Origin of the sequence: Bradyrhizobium sp. CCBAU 21365, assembly GCF_015291305.1 — a bacterium.
Taxonomy (GTDB): Bacteria; Pseudomonadota; Alphaproteobacteria; order Rhizobiales; family Xanthobacteraceae; genus Bradyrhizobium; species Bradyrhizobium elkanii.
Genome location: NZ_CP030036.1, coordinates 6,744,191 through 6,760,143, shown reverse-complemented (window position 1 = coordinate 6,760,143; position 15,953 = coordinate 6,744,191). Strand labels below are relative to the sequence as shown.

The following is a 15,953-nucleotide window of genomic DNA, read 5'->3' as shown; positions in this document are numbered from 1 at the left end:
ATCCCGGCTCACAGCATTTTCACCAGCTCCGGCGGCCAGCGGCCGGGACGAACCAACGCGCGCATAATCGAGAGAGGCAACCATGGCACTCAATCTGACACCCCCTGACATCAGCGAGCTGAAACCGCGGATCACCGTCTTCGGCGTCGGCGGCGCGGGTGGTAATGCCGTCAACAACATGATCACCGCCGGGTTGCAGGGCGTCGACTTCGTCGTCGCCAACACCGACGCGCAGGCGCTGACCATGTCGAAGGCGCAGCGCATCGTGCAGATGGGCACCCAGGTCACCCAGGGCCTCGGCGCCGGTTCGCAGCCCGACGTCGGCGCTGCGGCCGCGCAGGAGGTGATGGACGAGCTGCGCGATCACCTCACCGGCGCCAACATGGTGTTCGTCACCGCCGGCATGGGCGGCGGCACCGGCACCGGTGCTGCACCCGTGATCGCGAAGGCCGCTCGCGAGATGGGAATCCTCACCGTCGGCGTGGTGACCAAGCCGTTCCACTTCGAAGGTCAGCGCCGCATGCGCACCGCCGAGCACGGCATCGCCGAGCTGCACAAGGTGGTCGACACGCTGCTGATCATCCCGAACCAGAACCTGTTCCGGGTCGCCAACGAGAAGACCACCTTCGCCGACGCCTTCGCGATGGCCGACCAGGTGCTGTACTCGGGCGTCGCCTGCATCACCGACCTGATGGTCAAGGAAGGCCTGATCAACCTCGACTTCGCCGACGTCCGCGCCGTGATGCGTGAAATGGGCAAGGCGATGATGGGCACCGGCGAAGCCACCGGCGAGAAGCGCGCGCTGACCGCCGCGGAAGCCGCGATCGCCAACCCGCTGATCGACGACAGCTCGATGAAGGGCGCCCGCGGCCTCCTGATCTCGATCACGGGCGGCAAGGACCTGACCCTGTTCGAGGTCGACGAAGCCGCCACCCGCATCCGCGAAGAGGTCGACGCCGACGCCAACATCATCGTCGGCGCCACCTTCGACGAATCGCTCGACGGCGTCATTCGCGTCTCCGTGGTCGCAACCGGTATCGAGCAGGCCGCCATCGCCTCCCGCGCCCAGGCTCCGGCCGCGCAGCAGTCGGGCGGTTCGCCGGAGAGCCGGCTGGCCGATCTGACCGCCCGCCTGCGTGCCGACAATCAGCGCATGGCCGAGCGTGCCCAGAAGCTGGAACCGGCGACCGGCGTGACGGTCGCCCCGATTGCAGCTCCCGCCGCTCCGCAGCAGCGTCCGGCCGTCGAGCGCGCCGCGCTCGCGGCGATCGCCGCCGCAGTTGCTCCCGACGGCTCGCCTTCTGCCCAGGCGCCGATGCAGCCGGCCTCCTACGGTGACGTCACCGTACGGCCGATTGCCCAGAAGCCCTCGCTGTTCCCGGACCACGAGGCCGCCCGGGCCGAGCAGCATGAGCCGATGCCGCCCGAGACCTTCATCCCGCAGGCGGCGGAACGGTCGCCGGTCCGTGCTCCGCGGATGCCGAAGTTCGAGGATCTGCCGATGCCGGCGCAGGCCGAAATCCGCCAGGCCAGCGGTGAGGGCGAACCGGAGCACCCGCAGAAGACCCGCCTGTCGCTGCTGCAGCGGCTGGCCAATGTCGGCCTCGGCCGCCGCGACGAAGAGACCGAGCCGCCGATCGCGGCCCGTGCCTCCGGTCCGGCCATGCCGACGATGCCGCCGCTGCCCGAGCGCAAGCCGGCCCGCAGCGTCGCGCAGCAGATCTCGGCGAACGAATCGCCGGTATCCGAATATGCAAAGCGCCCTGCGCCGCAGGGGTTGGACGCTCATGGCCGCCAGGCACCTGTTGCCCCAACGCCACAGGGCGACGACCATCTTGATATCCCGGCCTTCCTGCGCCGGCAGGCAAACTGAAGTTTGTTACAACATTGGCGACGAAGAAGGCCTCGGCGGGGAACCGCCGGGGCCTTTCCCTTGGCGCGCGCGGGCGATTGCGCCGGACAAACAAGCAACTGATTTTAAATGATTAATTATTCTTTCGGTGATCAGATGGCGGCTTGCCGAGGGCCGTTTTCGCTGCCGCAATTTGGTTAACCTTGGGCGCGAATGCGGCAGAGGTGGGGTAACAATCGGTAAACAAGCGTGAGTTGGCGCAGTTTAGGGCAATCACTATGGTCTGCCGTGACTTGGGGAGCTCAAGCGAGTCGGCCTTGGGGAAATTTGGCCACTTGAATTGAGTGAAGTCGGGTAGTGGGCATTATCGAATGAAGTTCAGCCGTCAAACAACGCTTCGGTCGCAAGCCACCGTGACTGGCGTAGGCGTTCATTCCGGTCTTCCTGTCAGTCTCACCATGGGACCTGCACCTGTTGATGCGGGTTTTATTTTTGTCCGCACCGGTCTCGACGGTTCCGACCGCGAAGTCGTGGCCACCGCCGATGCGGTGATCGCGACCGAGTTCGCGACGGTGCTGGGTGACCGCGAAGGGCCGCTGGTTTCGACCGCCGAGCACGTGCTCGCGGCGCTGCGCGGCATGGGCGTCGACAACGCCACCATCGAAGTCGATGGCGCCGAAGTTCCGATCATGGACGGCAGCGCTGCAGCGTTCGTCGCGGCCATCGATCAGGCCGGCATTGTGACCCAGCCCGGCGTCCGCCGCTTCATCCAGGTTTTGAAGCCGGTGCAGGTCAAGATCGGCGAATCGGTTGGCGAGCTGCGTCCGTTCGCCGGCGGGTTCCGCACCGAAGTCGAGATCGATTTCACCAACCAGGTGATTGGCCGCCAGACCTTCTCCTTCGATCTGTCGCCGGAAGGTTTCCGCCGCGAGGTCGCGCGGGCCCGCACGTTCGGCTGCATGAGCGACGTGGCGCGGCTGTGGGGTGCAGGCTTCGCGCTCGGCGCGTCCTTCGACAACACCGTGGTGTTCGACGAGGCCCGTCTGCTCAACGCCGAGGGCCTGCGCTACGCCGACGAATGCGCCCGCCACAAGGTGCTCGACGTGATCGGCGATCTGGCGCTGGCCGGCCTGCCGCTGCTCGGCAGCTACCGTTCGGTACGGGGCGGCCACAAGCTCAACAACGCGGTGCTGAAGGCGCTGCTCGCCGACCGCAGCGCCTGGCGGGTGGTCGAATCGGACACCGCTCGGCGGCCGCTCCGTGGCCATCTCGAAGCCGGTGCAGGCACCGTGGGCGGCCTCGTCGCCCCGGCCTATGGCCCGGACGTGTCCTGATCGCCCAAGTCCTGATCGCCTGGCCGGTCGGGCCCAATTTCCGTAATAACCACAGCAGGCTGTGAGCTTCGTCGGGTCGCCTTATTCCCGGCGGAATGGCTCCGTATTCGGTTGGTCCACGGTCATTTTTCGGCTAAGCAGGCCTGCGGTTGCGAGTAACGGCAGTCAAGGCACTGGAAATATTGCATCCATGACCGCGGTTCATGGGTGGAGTGGGGTCGCCGTTAACCGCATCAAAGGCGTCAGGTTCTAAAATTCATGTCGGCAATGCGTATGGCGCTCGAATCACGCAATTCTTCTGACGTCTCCGGCCTGACCAAGGCCGCGCGCACGCTGCGTTTTGCGGCGGGCCTGATTGTGCTGGCCATGCCGCTCAGCGGCTGCGGCACCGGCGCGCTGTGGGACAAGTTCATGGCCAAGGACGACACGTTCGTCGATGAGCCCGCGGACAAGCTCTACAATGAGGGCTTGTACATGATGAACGAGAAGAAGGACCTGAAGGCCGCCTCGAAGAAGTTCGAGGAAGTCGACCGTCAGCATCCCTATTCCGACTGGGCGCGCAAGTCGCTCTTGATGTCGGCCTATTCGTTCTACCAGGCGGGCGACTACGACAGCTGCATCGGCTCCGCCACCCGCTACGTCACGCTGCATCCCGGCAGCCCGGACGCGTCCTACGCCCAGTACCTGATCGCGGCATCGCATTTCGACCAGATCCCGGACATCTCGCGCGACCAGAGCCGCACCGAGAAGGCGATCGCGGCGCTCGAAGAGGTGGTCCGCAAATATCCGACCTCGGAATACGCCACCCAGGCCAAGTCCAAGATCCAGGCTGCGCGCGACCAGCTCGCCGGCAAGGAAATGGCGGTCGGGCGCTACTACATGGGTAAGCGCGACTTCACCGCCGCGATCAACCGCTTCAAGACCGTGGTCACGCAGTACCAGACTACGCGTCACGTCGAGGAGGCGCTCTTCCGCCTCACCGAGGCCTACATGGCGATCGGCATCGCCGGCGAGGCGCAGACCGCAGCCGCGGTGCTCGGCCACAATTTTCCAGACAGCCGCTGGTACAAGGACGCATATAATCTAGTAAAGTCCGGCGGTCTCGAGCCGAGCGAGAATCAGGGTTCCTGGATCAGCAGGACCTTCAAGAAGATAGGTCTCGGCTAGGAATTGTCCTCGCATGCTGGCGCGTCTGTCGATCCGTGACATCGTCCTGATCGAACGGCTCGATATCGAATTTTCCCGTGGCCTCGCGGTGCTGACCGGCGAAACCGGCGCAGGCAAATCCATCCTGCTCGATGCCTTTGCGCTGGCGCTCGGCGGCCGCGGCGATGCCGGACTGGTGCGCCACGGCGCCGAACAGGGGCAGGTCACCGCCATGTTCGATGTCCCGAAGGGGCATCCGGCGGCCGGGATCCTGGCCGAGAACGGCCTCGACGACACCGGTGAGATGATCCTGCGCCGCGTGCAGCTCGCCGACGGCCGCACCCGCGCCTTCATCAACGATCAGGCGATCAGCGTGCAGACCCTGAAGGCGGTCGGTGCCGCGCTGGTCGAGATCCACGGCCAGCATGACGAGCGCGCGCTGGTCGACGCCTCCACCCATCGCCAGCTGCTCGACGCCTTCGCCGGACACGAGAAGGACGTCGCGGCGCTGGAAGCGCTGTGGGATGTCAGGCGGACCGCCAATGCTGATCTCGACGAGCATCGCGCCGGCATGGAGCGCGCCGCGCGCGAGGCGGACTATCTGCGCCATGCCTCGCAGGAATTGAAGACGCTGGCGCCGAAGGAAGGCGAGGAGACCGAGCTCGCGGGTCGCCGCACCACCATGATGCAGGGCGAGAAGATCGCAACCGATCTGCGCGAGGCGCAGGAGGCGATCGGCGGCTCGCATTCGCCGGTGGCGTCGCTGTCGGCCGCGGTCCGGCGGCTGGAGCGGCGCGCGGCCAATGCGCCTGCGCTGATCGAGCCAGCGGTCAAGGCGATCGATATTGCGATCAACGCGCTGGAAGAGGCCGACCAGCATCTCAACGCCGCGCTGGCGGCGACCGATTTCGATCCGGCCGAGCTGGAGCGCATCGAGGAGCGGCTGTTCGCGCTGCGCGCCGCCTCGCGTAAATATTCGACGCCGGTCGATCTGCTGGCCGCGCTGGCGGCGCAATACGCCGGCGACGTCGCGCTGATCGATGCCGGCGCCGACCAGTTGAAGAAGCTGGAAGCGACCGCTGCTGAAGCCGACAAGCGCTATGCGGCGGCTGCCGCCAAACTGTCGGCGGCGCGCACCAAGGCCGCCGAGAAGCTCAACAAGGCCGTCAACGCCGAGCTTGCGCCGCTCAAGCTCGAGCGCGCGAAGTTCATGACCCAGGTCGAGAGCAACGCGGCCGCGCCGGGACCGCAGGGCATCGACCGTGTCGAGTTCTGGGTGCAGACCAATCCGGGCACCAAGCCGGGGCCGATGATGAAGGTCGCCTCCGGCGGCGAGCTGTCGCGCTTCCTGCTGGCGCTGAAGGTCGTGCTGGCCGATCGCGGCTCGGCGCCGACTTTGGTGTTCGACGAAATCGACACCGGCGTCGGCGGCGCGGTGGCCGATGCGATCGGCTCGCGGCTGGCGCGCCTTGCCGGCAAGGTGCAGGTGATGGCGGTGACGCACGCGCCGCAGGTCGCGGCCCGCGCCAGCCAGCATCTCCTGATCTCCAAGGACGCGCTCGACAAGGGCAAGCGGGTCGCCACCCGCGTCAACGCGCTCGCCGCCGACCACCGCCGCGAAGAGATCGCGCGCATGCTGGCCGGCGCCGAGATCACCGCGGAGGCGAGGGCGGCGGCGGAACGCCTGCTCCGGGCGGCGAGTTAGTTCGCCGATGGCCACCAAAGCCAAGAAAGCGCTGGTCGACGTCGACAAGCTCACCAAGGCCCAGGCGAGGGTCGAGCTGACCCGGCTTGCGCTCGAGCTCGAGGGCCACGACAAGCGCTACTATCAGGACGACGCGCCCAGCGTCACCGATGCCGAATACGACGCGCTGCGGCAGCGTTACAATGCGATCGAGAAGCGCTTCCCTGAATTCGTCACCGCGGAATCGCCGTCGCAGAAGGTCGGCGCCGCGCCGTCGGGGCGCTTCAGGAAGGTCCGGCATTCGCTGCCGATGCTGTCGCTCGACAACGCGTTTGCGGAAGCCGACGTGGTCGATTTCGTTGGACGCATCACGCGCTTCCTCAAGCTGCCGGATGACAAGATCGATTTCTCGGCCGAGCCGAAGATCGATGGGCTCTCGATGTCGCTGCGCTACGAGGGCGGCGAGCTCGTCACTGCGGCAACCCGCGGCGACGGCGCCGAGGGCGAGGACGTCACCGCCAACATCCGCACGCTCGAGGACGTGCCGCAGAAGCTGAAGGGCCGCAACGTGCCCGACATCTGCGAGGTGCGCGGCGAGGTCTACATGACCAAGAAGGCGTTCCTCGCGCTCAACGAGCGGCAGAAGGCGGCCGGCGACACCATCTTCGCCAATCCGCGCAATTCGGCGGCCGGCTCGCTGCGGCAGAAGGATCCCACCATCACCGCTTCGCGGCCGCTCGGCTTCTTCGCCTATGCCTGGGGCGAGATGAGCGCCATGCCCGCGGATACCCAGACCGGCATGATCCACTGGTTCGAGCGGTGTGGTTTCAAGACCAATCCATTGACCAAGCTGTGCCACTCGGTCGAGGAGCTGATCGCGTTCCATCGCAAGATCGAGGAGCAGCGCGCCGAGCTCGACTACGACATCGACGGCGTCGTCTACAAGGTCGATCGCATCGACTGGCAGGAGCGGCTCGGCTTCGTGTCGCGCACGCCGCGCTGGGCGATCGCGCACAAATTCCCGGCCGAGCGCGCCATGACGGTGCTGCGCGACATCGAGATCCAGGTCGGGCGCACCGGCTCATTCACGCCGGTCGGCAAGCTCGAGCCGGTCGGTGTCGGCGGCGTGATCGTGCAGAACGTCACGCTGCACAACGAGGACTACATCAAGGGCATCGGCAACAAGGGCGAGGTGCTGCGCGAGGGGCGCGACATCAGGATCGGCGACACCGTGGTGATCCAGCGCGCCGGCGACGTGATCCCGCAGGTCGTCGACGTCGTGATCGACAAGCGGCCGAAGAGCGCGAAGGAATTCCACTTCCCGAAGAAATGCCCGTGCCCGCTGCACACCGACGTGGTGCGCGAGGAGACCGCGGCCGGCGAGGAGGGCTCGCGCGCCCGCTGCACCGGCGAGTTCGCCTGTCCGTTCCAGAAGGTCGAGCACCTCATTCTGTTCGTATCGCGCCGCGCCTTCGACATCGACGGTCTCGGCGTGAAGCAGTTGCAATATTTCTTCGACGAGGGATGGGTCAAGGAGCCGGCCGATATCTTCACGCTGCAAAAGCGCAACGCGAAGCTGAAGCTGGAGGACATCGAAGGCTACGGCGAGACCTCGGTGCGCAATCTGTTCGCCGCGATCGACAGCCGGCGCAGGATTGGCCTGGAGCGCTTCATCTACGCGCTCGGCATGCGCCATGTCGGCGAGACCACCGCGCTGGCGCTGGCGCGCGGCTATGGCTCGTGGGACGCGTTCCACGATGCCTGCCTCAAGGTCGCCAAGGGCGACGAGGAAGCGATGGCGGAGATGGATGCGCTCGACCAGATCGGCGACACCGTGATCAAGAGCATCGCGGACTATTTCGGCGAGAGCCACAATCGCGGCATCGTCGAGCGGCTGACCGGAGAGCTCGACGAGATCATCGACGCCGAGAAGCCGAAGAGCAATTCGGCGGTGGCCGGCAAGATCGTGGTGTTCACCGGATCGCTGGAAAAGATGACGCGCGACGAGGCCAAGGCGACGGCCGAGCGGCTGGGCGCCAAGGCGGCCGGCTCGGTGTCGAAGAAGACCGACTATGTCGTCGCGGGGCCGGGCGCCGGCTCGAAGCTTGCCGAAGCGCAGAAGCACGGCGTCCAGGTGCTGACCGAGGACGAGTGGCTGAAGCTGATCGGGGAGTAGGCGCGCCGCGTTCTCCACTGTCGTCCTCCGCGAAAGCGGGGGACCCAGTATTCCAGAGACAGTCATTGTTGAGCGGATGGGCCGCGGCGTGCTGGATCCCCGCATGCTCGGGGATGATGAGTTGAGGTGTGGCGCCAGCGCCGCGCCTCACATCATCCCGCGCTCATCCTCCTCGGCCTGCGCGATCAGCTCCTCGCTCACCACCACCTGCCGCCGCGGCACGACGAAGATCATGGTGCAGGCGCAGGCGATCGAGATCGCGAAGATCGCCGCGGTCAGCGGCAGCGTCGTGGTGGAGTGGCCGCCGAGATAGGCGCCGAACTGCGAGATCAGTGAGCCGATGCCCTGCTGCAGGAAGCCCATGGCACCCGAGGCGGTGCCGGCGGCTTCGGGACGAATGCTGATGGCGCCGGCGGCGGAATTGGCCATCACGAAGGCGTTGGCGATCATCACGATCATCTGGGTGCCGAACAGCCAGAGCGGCGCCTGGTTTACTCCGGCAAAACTCCAGACCAGGTTCAACAGGCTGCCGCCGACCTGCAGCGCGAGGCCGAACCAGATCAGTTTCTCCAGCGAGTGCCGCGGCGCGAAGCGCACGCACAAGAGATTGCCGACGAAGTAGCCGAACCCCGTCATCGCGAACCACGCGCCATATTCGGCACTGGTCCGGCCCATCTGGGTCACCACGATGTAGGGGCCGCCGCCGGCGAAGGCGAAGATGATCTGCGACGCCAGCACCTGACACAACAGGTAGCCGACGAAGGCGCGGCTCGTCATCAGCTTGCCGAGGTCGCCGCGGAAGCTGGAGCTGTCGGCGCGGTCACGGCGGGTTTCCGGCAGCGCCAGCGCGATGAAGATCGTGGTGCTCAGCGACGCCGCGGTGATGAGATAGAGGATCGCGCGCCAGCCGAATGTGGTCTCCAGCAGGCCGCCGGTCAGCGGGCTCACCATCTGCGCGATCATCAGAGCGGCGACGACGAGGCTGATCATGGCGCCGACCCGCTCGCGCGGATAGAGGTCGCGGATGATGGCACGGCTGATCACCATGCCGCTGGCGCCGCCGAGCGCCTGGAAGAAGCGCGCCGCGATCAGTTGCGGCAGGGTCTCGGCGAACACCGAGCCGACGCCGGCCACGACCATCAGGCCGAGCCCTGCGAGCAGCACCGGCCGGCGGCCGAACCTGTCGGACAGCGGCCCCATGATCAGCTGTGAAAGCGCGATGCCGACCATGTAGAGCGACACCGTCATCTGCGCGATGGAGATGTCGCGGCCGAAGGTGGTCGCCAGCACCGGTAGCGCCGGCACCAGCATGTAGAGCGAGATCGGCGCCACGCCCGTCATCACGACGAGCATCAGCAGCATGACCTTCGATGTCGCGATGTTGTCCTTGGCCGCGCCGGGCGGCTTGCCCATCACGCCGTGCATTCAGGTCCGATCCAGCATTGTGGAAAGACTGTAGCGTGCCCGTCCGCGCGGAATACGGGCGTTTCGGCATACGCCCATGCGATTTCAGGAGACGCAGCGACGATGTTTCGTCTCGCGCAATAAACACACTGTCGTCAGCCGAATTCCGCTGTCGTCCTCCGCGAAAGCGGGGGACCCAGTATTCCAGAGGCAGGCGTATTTGAATTGATAGGCTGCGGCGTACTGGATCCCCCGCTTTCGCGGGGGATGACAGCGAGTGCGAGGAGAGGATGACGGTAAACTCGGCGCCGCTACTTCAGCGCCGCCGTCGCCTCATCCAGCCACAGCTTGGTGGCGTTGTCGTCGAGGTGCGGGCGCACCACCTGCGCGACGCGGGCGTGGTAGTCGTTGAGCCAGGCCAGTTCGTCCGGGCTCAGCATGCTGACCTCGATCAGGCGGCGATCGATCGGCGCCAGTGTCAGCGTCTCGAAGGCGTTGACCGGCTTCTCGGCGCCGGCAATGTCGGTGCCGATCACGAGCTCGAGGTTCTCGATCCTTATGCCGAAGGCGTCGGTCTTGTAGTAGCCGGGCTCGTTGGACAGGATCATGCCGCGCTTCAGCGGCGTGGTGCCGAGCTTGGAAATCCGGGCCGGCCCTTCATGGACGCTGAGATAGCTGCCGACGCCATGGCCGGTGCCGTGCTCGAAATCGATCCCGGCCTGCCAGAGATATTGCCGCGCCAGCGTGTCGAGCTGCGCACCGGTGGTGCCGTCGGGGAAGATCGCGCGGGCGATCGCGATATGGCCGCGCAGCACGCGGGTGAAGCGGTCGCGCATCTCGTCGGTCGGCTTGCCGATCGCGATGGTGCGGGTGACGTCGGTGGTGCCGTCCTCGTATTGCGCGCCGGAATCGACCAGCAGGAGGTCGCCGGGCTCGATGCGGCGGTTGCTCTTGCGCGTCACGCGGTAGTGCACGATGGCGCCGTTCGGCCCGGTGCCGGCGATGGTCGGGAACGAGACGTCCTTCAGCGCCCCGGTCTGGCGGCGGAACGTCTCCAGCGCCTCGACGGTGTCGATCTCGGTGAGGCCGCCGGAGGGCGCCTCGCGGTCGATCCAGGCGAGGAAACGCACCAGCGCCACCGCGTCGCGCTGATGCGCCGTGCGCGTGCCCTCGATCTCGGTGATGTTCTTGACCGCCTTCAGGAGGCTGACCGGATCGCTGCCGCGCACGGGCTTGCCGCCGGCACCGGCGATCAGGCGGCTCAAGGCGTCGGCTGCGGTCGCGCTGTCGAGCGCGATCGAGGCGCCGCGCCTGGCGAGCTCGGTGAGTTTTGCCGCCAGCGCCGCCGGCTGCTCGACATCGGCGGATTGCTCGAGATGGTCGCGCGTCGAGTTGGACAGCTTGCGCTGATCGATGAACACCAGCGGCCGGCCTTCCTTCGGCACCAGCGCATAGGACAGCGGCAGCGGCGTATGCGAGACGTCGGCGCCGCGGATGTTGAAGGTCCAGGCCACCGCGTGGCTGTCGGACAGCACCAGCGCGTCGACGCCGAGCCTGTTGATCTCGAGCCGGATGCGCTTGAGCTTCTCGGCTTCGACCTCCCCGGAAAACTGCGCGCCGTGGATCGTGACCGGGCCGAGCGGCGGTGCCGGCCGCTCGTGCCAGATCGCATCGACCGGATTGCCGTCGACGGCGACCAGTTCCGCGCCGGCCTTGGCGCAGGCCGCTGCCAGCCGTTCGGCTGCCGCAGAAGTGTGCAGCCAGGGGTCAAATCCCAGGCGGTCGCCGGCCGCCAGATGCCGGGTCAGCCAGTGCTCCGGCGGCGGCTCGACCAGCGGCTCGACCTGCCAGGCCTTGCGGTCGACCTGCTTGCCGGCCTGCAGCGTGTAGCGGCCGTCGACGAACAGGGCCGCTTCCTTGCTCAGCACGATCGCGAGCCCGGCCGATCCGGTGAAGCCGGTCAGCCAAGCGAGTCGCTCCTCGGAGGCTGCGACATATTCATTCTGCTGCTGGTCGGCGCGCGGAACCACGAATCCCGTCAGCTTGCGCCGCGCCAGCTCCTCGCGCAACGCGCTCAAGCGCGCGGTCAGCGCCACGCCGCCTTCGGGCTCTTCGAACGTCTGGAAATGGGCTTCGAACATCGCCGTCGCACTCTCTTCGGATGGAAGCATGACCGTCGCGCGAGCGCGGTCAAGCATGACCATATTTTTGGCATAACTTATGCTTGAATATGGCATAGTGGAATTGACCGGACGATGTCCACTGCACGTCAACGGTCAAGCGTATGGGGGAGTGTCCAGGAGTGTCTCAACTCAACGGTGAGGAGATGCACGATGCCTGCATTCACGTTTGAGAAGATCTCGCCGCCGGTCCGCCGCGGCCCGATTGCGCCGGTCGAACAGAAGCAGCGCGGCGTCATCGTCCAGATGCTGGACCGTCTGGTCGAGGCGCGCGCCAGGCGTGCAGCCGGCCAGGACAAGGTCGAGACCATCCGCAGCGATTCTCCGGCACCCGAATAGCTAATCCACGGATCGCGGCTACCGTTCCAGATCCGACGCCTTCGCCACAGTCACATTGACGACCTTGCCGTCCTCGAGCTCGCGCACGATCCGCTCATCGGGGCCGACGATGCCGAGATCGAATTCGCGATCGGGCGTCAGCAGCGTCATGCGCTGGCCGGCGATCACGACGACGGTCATGTCGAGCGTCTCGCCGGAGATCGCCCATTCCCTGAGCTCGTTGCGAAACGGCTCTTTGCGCCAGGCGTCGGGGAAGCCCGGATCGCATCTGACCTCAAGACCATCTTCCGACGTGGTCAGGACGAGCTTCGACCTGGATGGCTTCCAGTGCTCCTCCAGCAGCTCGTTCGCCAGCCAGACGCAGCTGAACGAGCGGCATTCCGCCGGCCGGCTCCGATAGGTCCGGCAGCCGCGCCCCGGCTCGCAGTGCGGGCACCACGTGTTGGCGGGCTTTGCCAGTTCCTCGATCGCCATCACCTTGCAGCAGAGCGTGCAGTCGCCGCACTGTCTGCCGGTCGTCGTCACTTCACGGAGCGCAGCAGCAGGCTGCTCCATCCCTCGATCTTCAGATGCCGCAGCGGCACCAGCCCGCGGGCACGGTAGGCGGCGATGACCGCCGGCGCCTGGTGCGTCAGCAGGCCCGAGAGAATGACCTGCGCCGACGAGGCAAGGTGGCGCGCCATCGGGCCGGCCAGCTGCCGCAGCGGATTGGCGAGGATGTTGGCGAGCACCAGGTCGAACGGACCGTCCTCGGCAAAGCGCGGTGCGGCAAAGCCGGTGGCGCGGATCACGTCCACCAGATCGCCTGTGCCGTTCAGCCGGGCGTTCTCCTCGGCGACCCTGACCGATGGCGGGTCGATATCGCTCGCCAGCACCTTGCCGTGCAGCGCCTTGGCGGCGGCGATCGCCAGCACGCCGGTCCCGGTGCCGAGATCCAGCACGCGGCGGGGCTGATACGCCTTCAGCACGTGGTCGAGCAGCAGCAGGCAGCCGCGCGTGGTGCCGTGATGGCCGGTGCCGAAGGCCAGCGCCGCCTCGATCTCGATCCCGAGCTTGTTGGGGGGTATCCGGTGCCGGTCATGCTGGCCGTGGACGATAAAGCGGCCGGCCGCGACCGGGACAAGATCCTCCAGGCTGGCCTTGACCCAGTCCTTCGCCTCCACGGTATCAAAAACTAAAGTAGATGCGACATCCTGCCGCACCACTTGGCCGACCAGCTCGCGGAGTAAATTTTGGTCCGGCGGCTCGGCAAAATGGACGGTGACGTCCCAGCGGCCATCCGGCCGCTCGAAGGCCGCAAACGCCGCCTGATCCTCGAAAAACAGCTCCGAAAGCGCGTCTACCACGCGCTTTGCGGTCGATTCATCTGGAAGGGTGACGCTGGCGCGGTGTGTGGACGGGGTCATCGGAGGCCGGTAGCGCGATTTTTGTTAAAATTTCAAGCCGGATTCAATCGAATATCGCGAGAATTGAGAGGTTCCCGGTTCAGACAACCTTAGATGTTGCCGTACTAGTACGGTGGCGGAACTGGGAACACCCTTCGTTCCAAGGCATCACAACCAAGGGCAGGGCTGCAATGAAGGCTTTTATCGTTAAGTTTTTGCGGAATGAATCCGGCGCGACCGCCATCGAATACGGACTGATCGCGACTGGTATCGCCATCGCCATCATCGCTGCGGTGAATGGCGTCGGCACGGCACTGAGCGGGACCTTCAACTCGATCAGCGGCTCGCTGAAGTAATCTCTCGAACGGCGTTCTCAGGGAAGCACCGGGCGGAGACGCCCGGTGTTTTCTTTTTGACCGGTTGTCCACAGAGCCACACGCAGCTTGTCGACAAGACGTCAACTGCGTTTTCCCGGGATTGTCAGCGTCTGTCGCACAGCCGGTCCACAGCACCGTCCACCGGTTATCCCGTCCCTGGACAAGGCCGCTGTCCACCGCGGACCCACAGCTTCTCAACACGCCTGTCCACAGCTTGCCGTGCGATGAGCGCGGCGCGTGGTGTCTCGTCCGCGCTACGAGAACAGCGCCCGATGGTCGGCCAAAATCGCCCGCGCGGCATTGTGGCCGGGGGCGCCGGTGACGCCGCCGCCGGGATGGGCGCCGGAACCGCAATGGTAGAGACCCTTCAGAGGTCCGCGGTAGTCGGCATGGCCGAGCATCGGCCGCGCCGAGAACAATTGGTTCAGTGTCAGCGCGCCGTGAAAGATGTCGCCGCCGAGCAGGCCGAACTCCCGCTCGAGATCGAGCGGCGACAGGACCTGGCGGCCGATCACGGTGCCCGCGAAGCCGGGGGCGTAGTGGTCGACTGTTGCGATCATCAGATCGGCGACCTCTTCGCGATGATCGTCCCACGATCTGCCGTCGGGCAGCTGCGGCGCGACGTGCTGGCAGAACAGGCTCGCGACATGCTGGCCCGGCGGGCTCAGGCTGTCGTCGAGCGTCGAGGGGATCAGCACCTCGACGACCGGCGCGCGGCTCCAGCCGAATTCGCGCGCATCGTGCCAGGCACGATCCATGTAGCCGAGGCTCGGGGCGATGATGATGCCCGCCGTGAGGTGATCCCCCAGGCCGGGCAGCGCGCTGAACGAGGGCAGGGCGCTGAGCGCCACATTCATCCTGAACGTGCCGGACCCGTTCTGCCATCGTGAGATGCGCGCGCGAAACGCGGGCGCCAATGCGCCTTCCGGCACCAGGCGCGTGTACAGCAGCTTCGGATTGACGTTCGAGACGATGTATTTGGCGCGCACGGTCTTGCCATTGTCGAGGATGACGCCGACGGCGCGCTCCTTCTCGACGATCACCTCGCGGACGGCAGCATCGGTTTCGATCTCGACGCCATGGCTGCACGCGGCACGCGCCATCGCCTGGGTGATCGCACCCATGCCGCCGATCGCGTGGCCCCAGACGCCCTTCTTGCCGTTCACCTCGCCGAACGCATGATGCAGCATCACATAGGCCGAGCCCGCCGCGTAGGGGCTGGCATAGTTGCCGACGATGGCATCGAACCCGAACAGCGCCTTGACGAGATCGTTCTCGAAGCGCTCGTCGAGCATCTCGCCGGCCGATCGCGTGAACAGGTCGAGCAGATTGCGCTGCTGTTCCAGCGACAGCCGGCGCAGGATGTTGGCGGTGCCGAGCGCGTTGAAGGCCTCGCTGATCGCGCCGATGCCAAAACCCTCGACGAGGTTCGGCGGCGCGCGTAGCACCAATTGCCGCAGCACGTCGGCGATGGCTTCGAGTTCCCCTGAGAACGCGTCGATTGCGGCCGCATCCTGGCGGCTGAGTTTTTCGACCGACTCCCGGGTTCGGCCTTCGCCCGTCAGCAGATAGCTGCCATCGGGCGAGGGGAGGAAATTCTGCGCGCGCCGCTCGACGATCCTGAGGCCGTGGTCGGCAAGTTTCAGGTCAAACATGATCTGCGGATTGAGCAGGCTCACCGTGTAGGCGGCGACGGAGTTGCGGAAGCCCGGGCAAAATTCTTCGGTGACCGCGGCGCCGCCGACCACCTTGCGGCGTTCCACGACCTTCACCCGCAGCCCGGCTATCGCAAGATAGGCCGCGCAGGTGAGGCCGTTGTGCCCCGCACCGATGATGACGACGTCTGTTTCGTTCATGTTCGCTTCAAGAAGCAGTGATTAGAGCATGATCCGGAAAGGTGGAAACCGGTTTTCCGAAGGGATCATGCTCAAACAGGATTAACGTGCTGTGGCGCCGCAGCGCCGCGTCGTCAAGTCCGCGTGACCGCCGTTTCTTGTCCGTGATAGTGCCGTATGCTCAACTGAAATCCTCCGGTGGGGTGCCACCGGACCGTCCGCCTCCGGCGCCCGCCGGGTC

12 protein-coding genes are annotated in these 15,953 nt (G+C 66.1%); 7 read left to right on the top strand and 5 right to left on the bottom strand.

Going from position 1 to position 15,953, the window contains the following annotated elements; translation table 11 throughout:
- Nucleotides 1-82: 82 nt before the first annotated feature.
- The 5 genes from ftsZ to ligA all read left to right on the top strand — a co-directional run bounded on the left by ftsZ (nt 83) and on the right by ligA (nt 8,192).
- On the top strand, nt 83-1,873 hold the full coding sequence (gene ftsZ, locus XI02_RS31890) for a cell division protein FtsZ (protein WP_172647433.1): 1,791 nt from the start codon (nt 83-85) through the stop codon (nt 1,871-1,873).
- Nucleotides 1,874-2,223: 350 nt separating this feature from the next.
- A complete protein-coding gene (gene lpxC, locus XI02_RS31885) occupies nt 2,224-3,186 on the top strand; it encodes a UDP-3-O-acyl-N-acetylglucosamine deacetylase (RefSeq protein ID WP_069277992.1) in 963 nt (320 codons plus the stop codon).
- A 258-nt stretch (nt 3,187-3,444) separates the two neighbouring features.
- Nucleotides 3,445-4,353, top strand: coding sequence for an outer membrane protein assembly factor BamD (locus XI02_RS31880; RefSeq protein WP_026193135.1), 909 nt, complete (start codon nt 3,445-3,447; stop codon nt 4,351-4,353).
- 13 nt (nt 4,354-4,366) lie between these two features.
- Nucleotides 4,367-6,037, top strand: a complete 1,671-nt coding sequence (gene recN / locus XI02_RS31875) for a DNA repair protein RecN (protein ID WP_069277990.1) — start codon at nt 4,367-4,369, stop codon at nt 6,035-6,037.
- A gap of 7 nt (nt 6,038-6,044) precedes the next feature.
- Nucleotides 6,045-8,192: an NAD-dependent DNA ligase LigA gene (gene ligA / locus XI02_RS31870; RefSeq protein WP_172647434.1), complete on the top strand. Its 2,148-nt coding sequence runs from the start codon at nt 6,045-6,047 to the stop codon at nt 8,190-8,192.
- 147 nt (nt 8,193-8,339) lie between these two features.
- Here ligA and XI02_RS31865 read toward each other — a convergent pair whose 3' ends face one another.
- Together XI02_RS31865 and XI02_RS31860 are read right to left on the bottom strand one after the other, a co-directional pair.
- Nucleotides 8,340-9,617 (bottom strand): multidrug effflux MFS transporter, encoded by a 1,278-nt coding sequence (locus XI02_RS31865; RefSeq protein ID WP_172647435.1) that lies wholly within the window; start codon nt 9,615-9,617, stop codon nt 8,340-8,342.
- 290 nt (nt 9,618-9,907) lie between these two features.
- Nucleotides 9,908-11,737: an aminopeptidase P family protein gene (locus XI02_RS31860; RefSeq protein ID WP_172649116.1), complete on the bottom strand. Its 1,830-nt coding sequence runs from the start codon at nt 11,735-11,737 to the stop codon at nt 9,908-9,910.
- 192 nt (nt 11,738-11,929) lie between these two features.
- Between XI02_RS31860 and XI02_RS31855 the strand changes: the two genes are divergently transcribed.
- A complete protein-coding gene (locus XI02_RS31855; protein WP_069277987.1) occupies nt 11,930-12,115 on the top strand; it encodes a hypothetical protein in 186 nt (61 codons plus the stop codon).
- A gap of 18 nt (nt 12,116-12,133) precedes the next feature.
- Here XI02_RS31855 and XI02_RS31850 read toward each other — a convergent pair whose 3' ends face one another.
- Together XI02_RS31850 and XI02_RS31845 are read right to left on the bottom strand one after the other, a co-directional pair.
- A complete protein-coding gene (locus XI02_RS31850; RefSeq protein ID WP_244981066.1) occupies nt 12,134-12,670 on the bottom strand; it encodes a hypothetical protein in 537 nt (178 codons plus the stop codon).
- Nucleotides 12,637-13,521, bottom strand: a complete 885-nt coding sequence (locus XI02_RS31845) for a 50S ribosomal protein L11 methyltransferase (protein WP_172647436.1) — start codon at nt 13,519-13,521, stop codon at nt 12,637-12,639. Before XI02_RS31845 ends, XI02_RS31850 begins: the two co-directional genes overlap by 34 nt.
- Before the next feature lie 170 nt (nt 13,522-13,691).
- Between XI02_RS31845 and XI02_RS31840 the strand changes: the two genes are divergently transcribed.
- Nucleotides 13,692-13,856, top strand: a complete 165-nt coding sequence (locus tag XI02_RS31840) for a Flp family type IVb pilin (RefSeq protein WP_016841571.1) — start codon at nt 13,692-13,694, stop codon at nt 13,854-13,856.
- A gap of 275 nt (nt 13,857-14,131) precedes the next feature.
- Here the strand turns inward: XI02_RS31840 and XI02_RS31835 are convergent, their stop codons facing one another.
- Nucleotides 14,132-15,733 (bottom strand): NAD(P)/FAD-dependent oxidoreductase, encoded by a 1,602-nt coding sequence (locus XI02_RS31835; protein WP_172647437.1) that lies wholly within the window; start codon nt 15,731-15,733, stop codon nt 14,132-14,134.
- Between the last annotated feature and the right edge of the window lie 220 nt (nt 15,734-15,953).

Excerpts from the sequence above, each read along its gene's own strand:
- XI02_RS31845 (WP_172647436.1), bottom strand. The coding sequence starts at position 13,521 with ATGACCCCGTCCACACACCGCGCCAGCGTCACCCTTCCAGATGAATCG.
- ftsZ (WP_172647433.1), top strand. The coding sequence starts at position 83 with ATGGCACTCAATCTGACACCCCCTGACATCAGCGAGCTGAAACCGCGG.
- XI02_RS31840 (WP_016841571.1), top strand. The coding sequence starts at position 13,692 with ATGAAGGCTTTTATCGTTAAGTTTTTGCGGAATGAATCCGGCGCGACC.
- lpxC (WP_069277992.1), top strand. The coding sequence starts at position 2,224 with ATGAAGTTCAGCCGTCAAACAACGCTTCGGTCGCAAGCCACCGTGACT.
- XI02_RS31850 (WP_244981066.1), bottom strand. The coding sequence starts at position 12,670 with ATGGAGCAGCCTGCTGCTGCGCTCCGTGAAGTGACGACGACCGGCAGA.
- XI02_RS31855 (WP_069277987.1), top strand. The coding sequence starts at position 11,930 with ATGCCTGCATTCACGTTTGAGAAGATCTCGCCGCCGGTCCGCCGCGGC.
- XI02_RS31835 (WP_172647437.1), bottom strand. The coding sequence starts at position 15,733 with ATGAACGAAACAGACGTCGTCATCATCGGTGCGGGGCACAACGGCCTC.
- XI02_RS31865 (WP_172647435.1), bottom strand. The coding sequence starts at position 9,617 with ATGCACGGCGTGATGGGCAAGCCGCCCGGCGCGGCCAAGGACAACATC.
- XI02_RS31880 (WP_026193135.1), top strand. The coding sequence starts at position 3,445 with ATGTCGGCAATGCGTATGGCGCTCGAATCACGCAATTCTTCTGACGTC.
- ligA (WP_172647434.1), top strand. The coding sequence starts at position 6,045 with ATGGCCACCAAAGCCAAGAAAGCGCTGGTCGACGTCGACAAGCTCACC.
- recN (WP_069277990.1), top strand. The coding sequence starts at position 4,367 with ATGCTGGCGCGTCTGTCGATCCGTGACATCGTCCTGATCGAACGGCTC.
- XI02_RS31860 (WP_172649116.1), bottom strand. The coding sequence starts at position 11,737 with ATGTTCGAAGCCCATTTCCAGACGTTCGAAGAGCCCGAAGGCGGCGTG.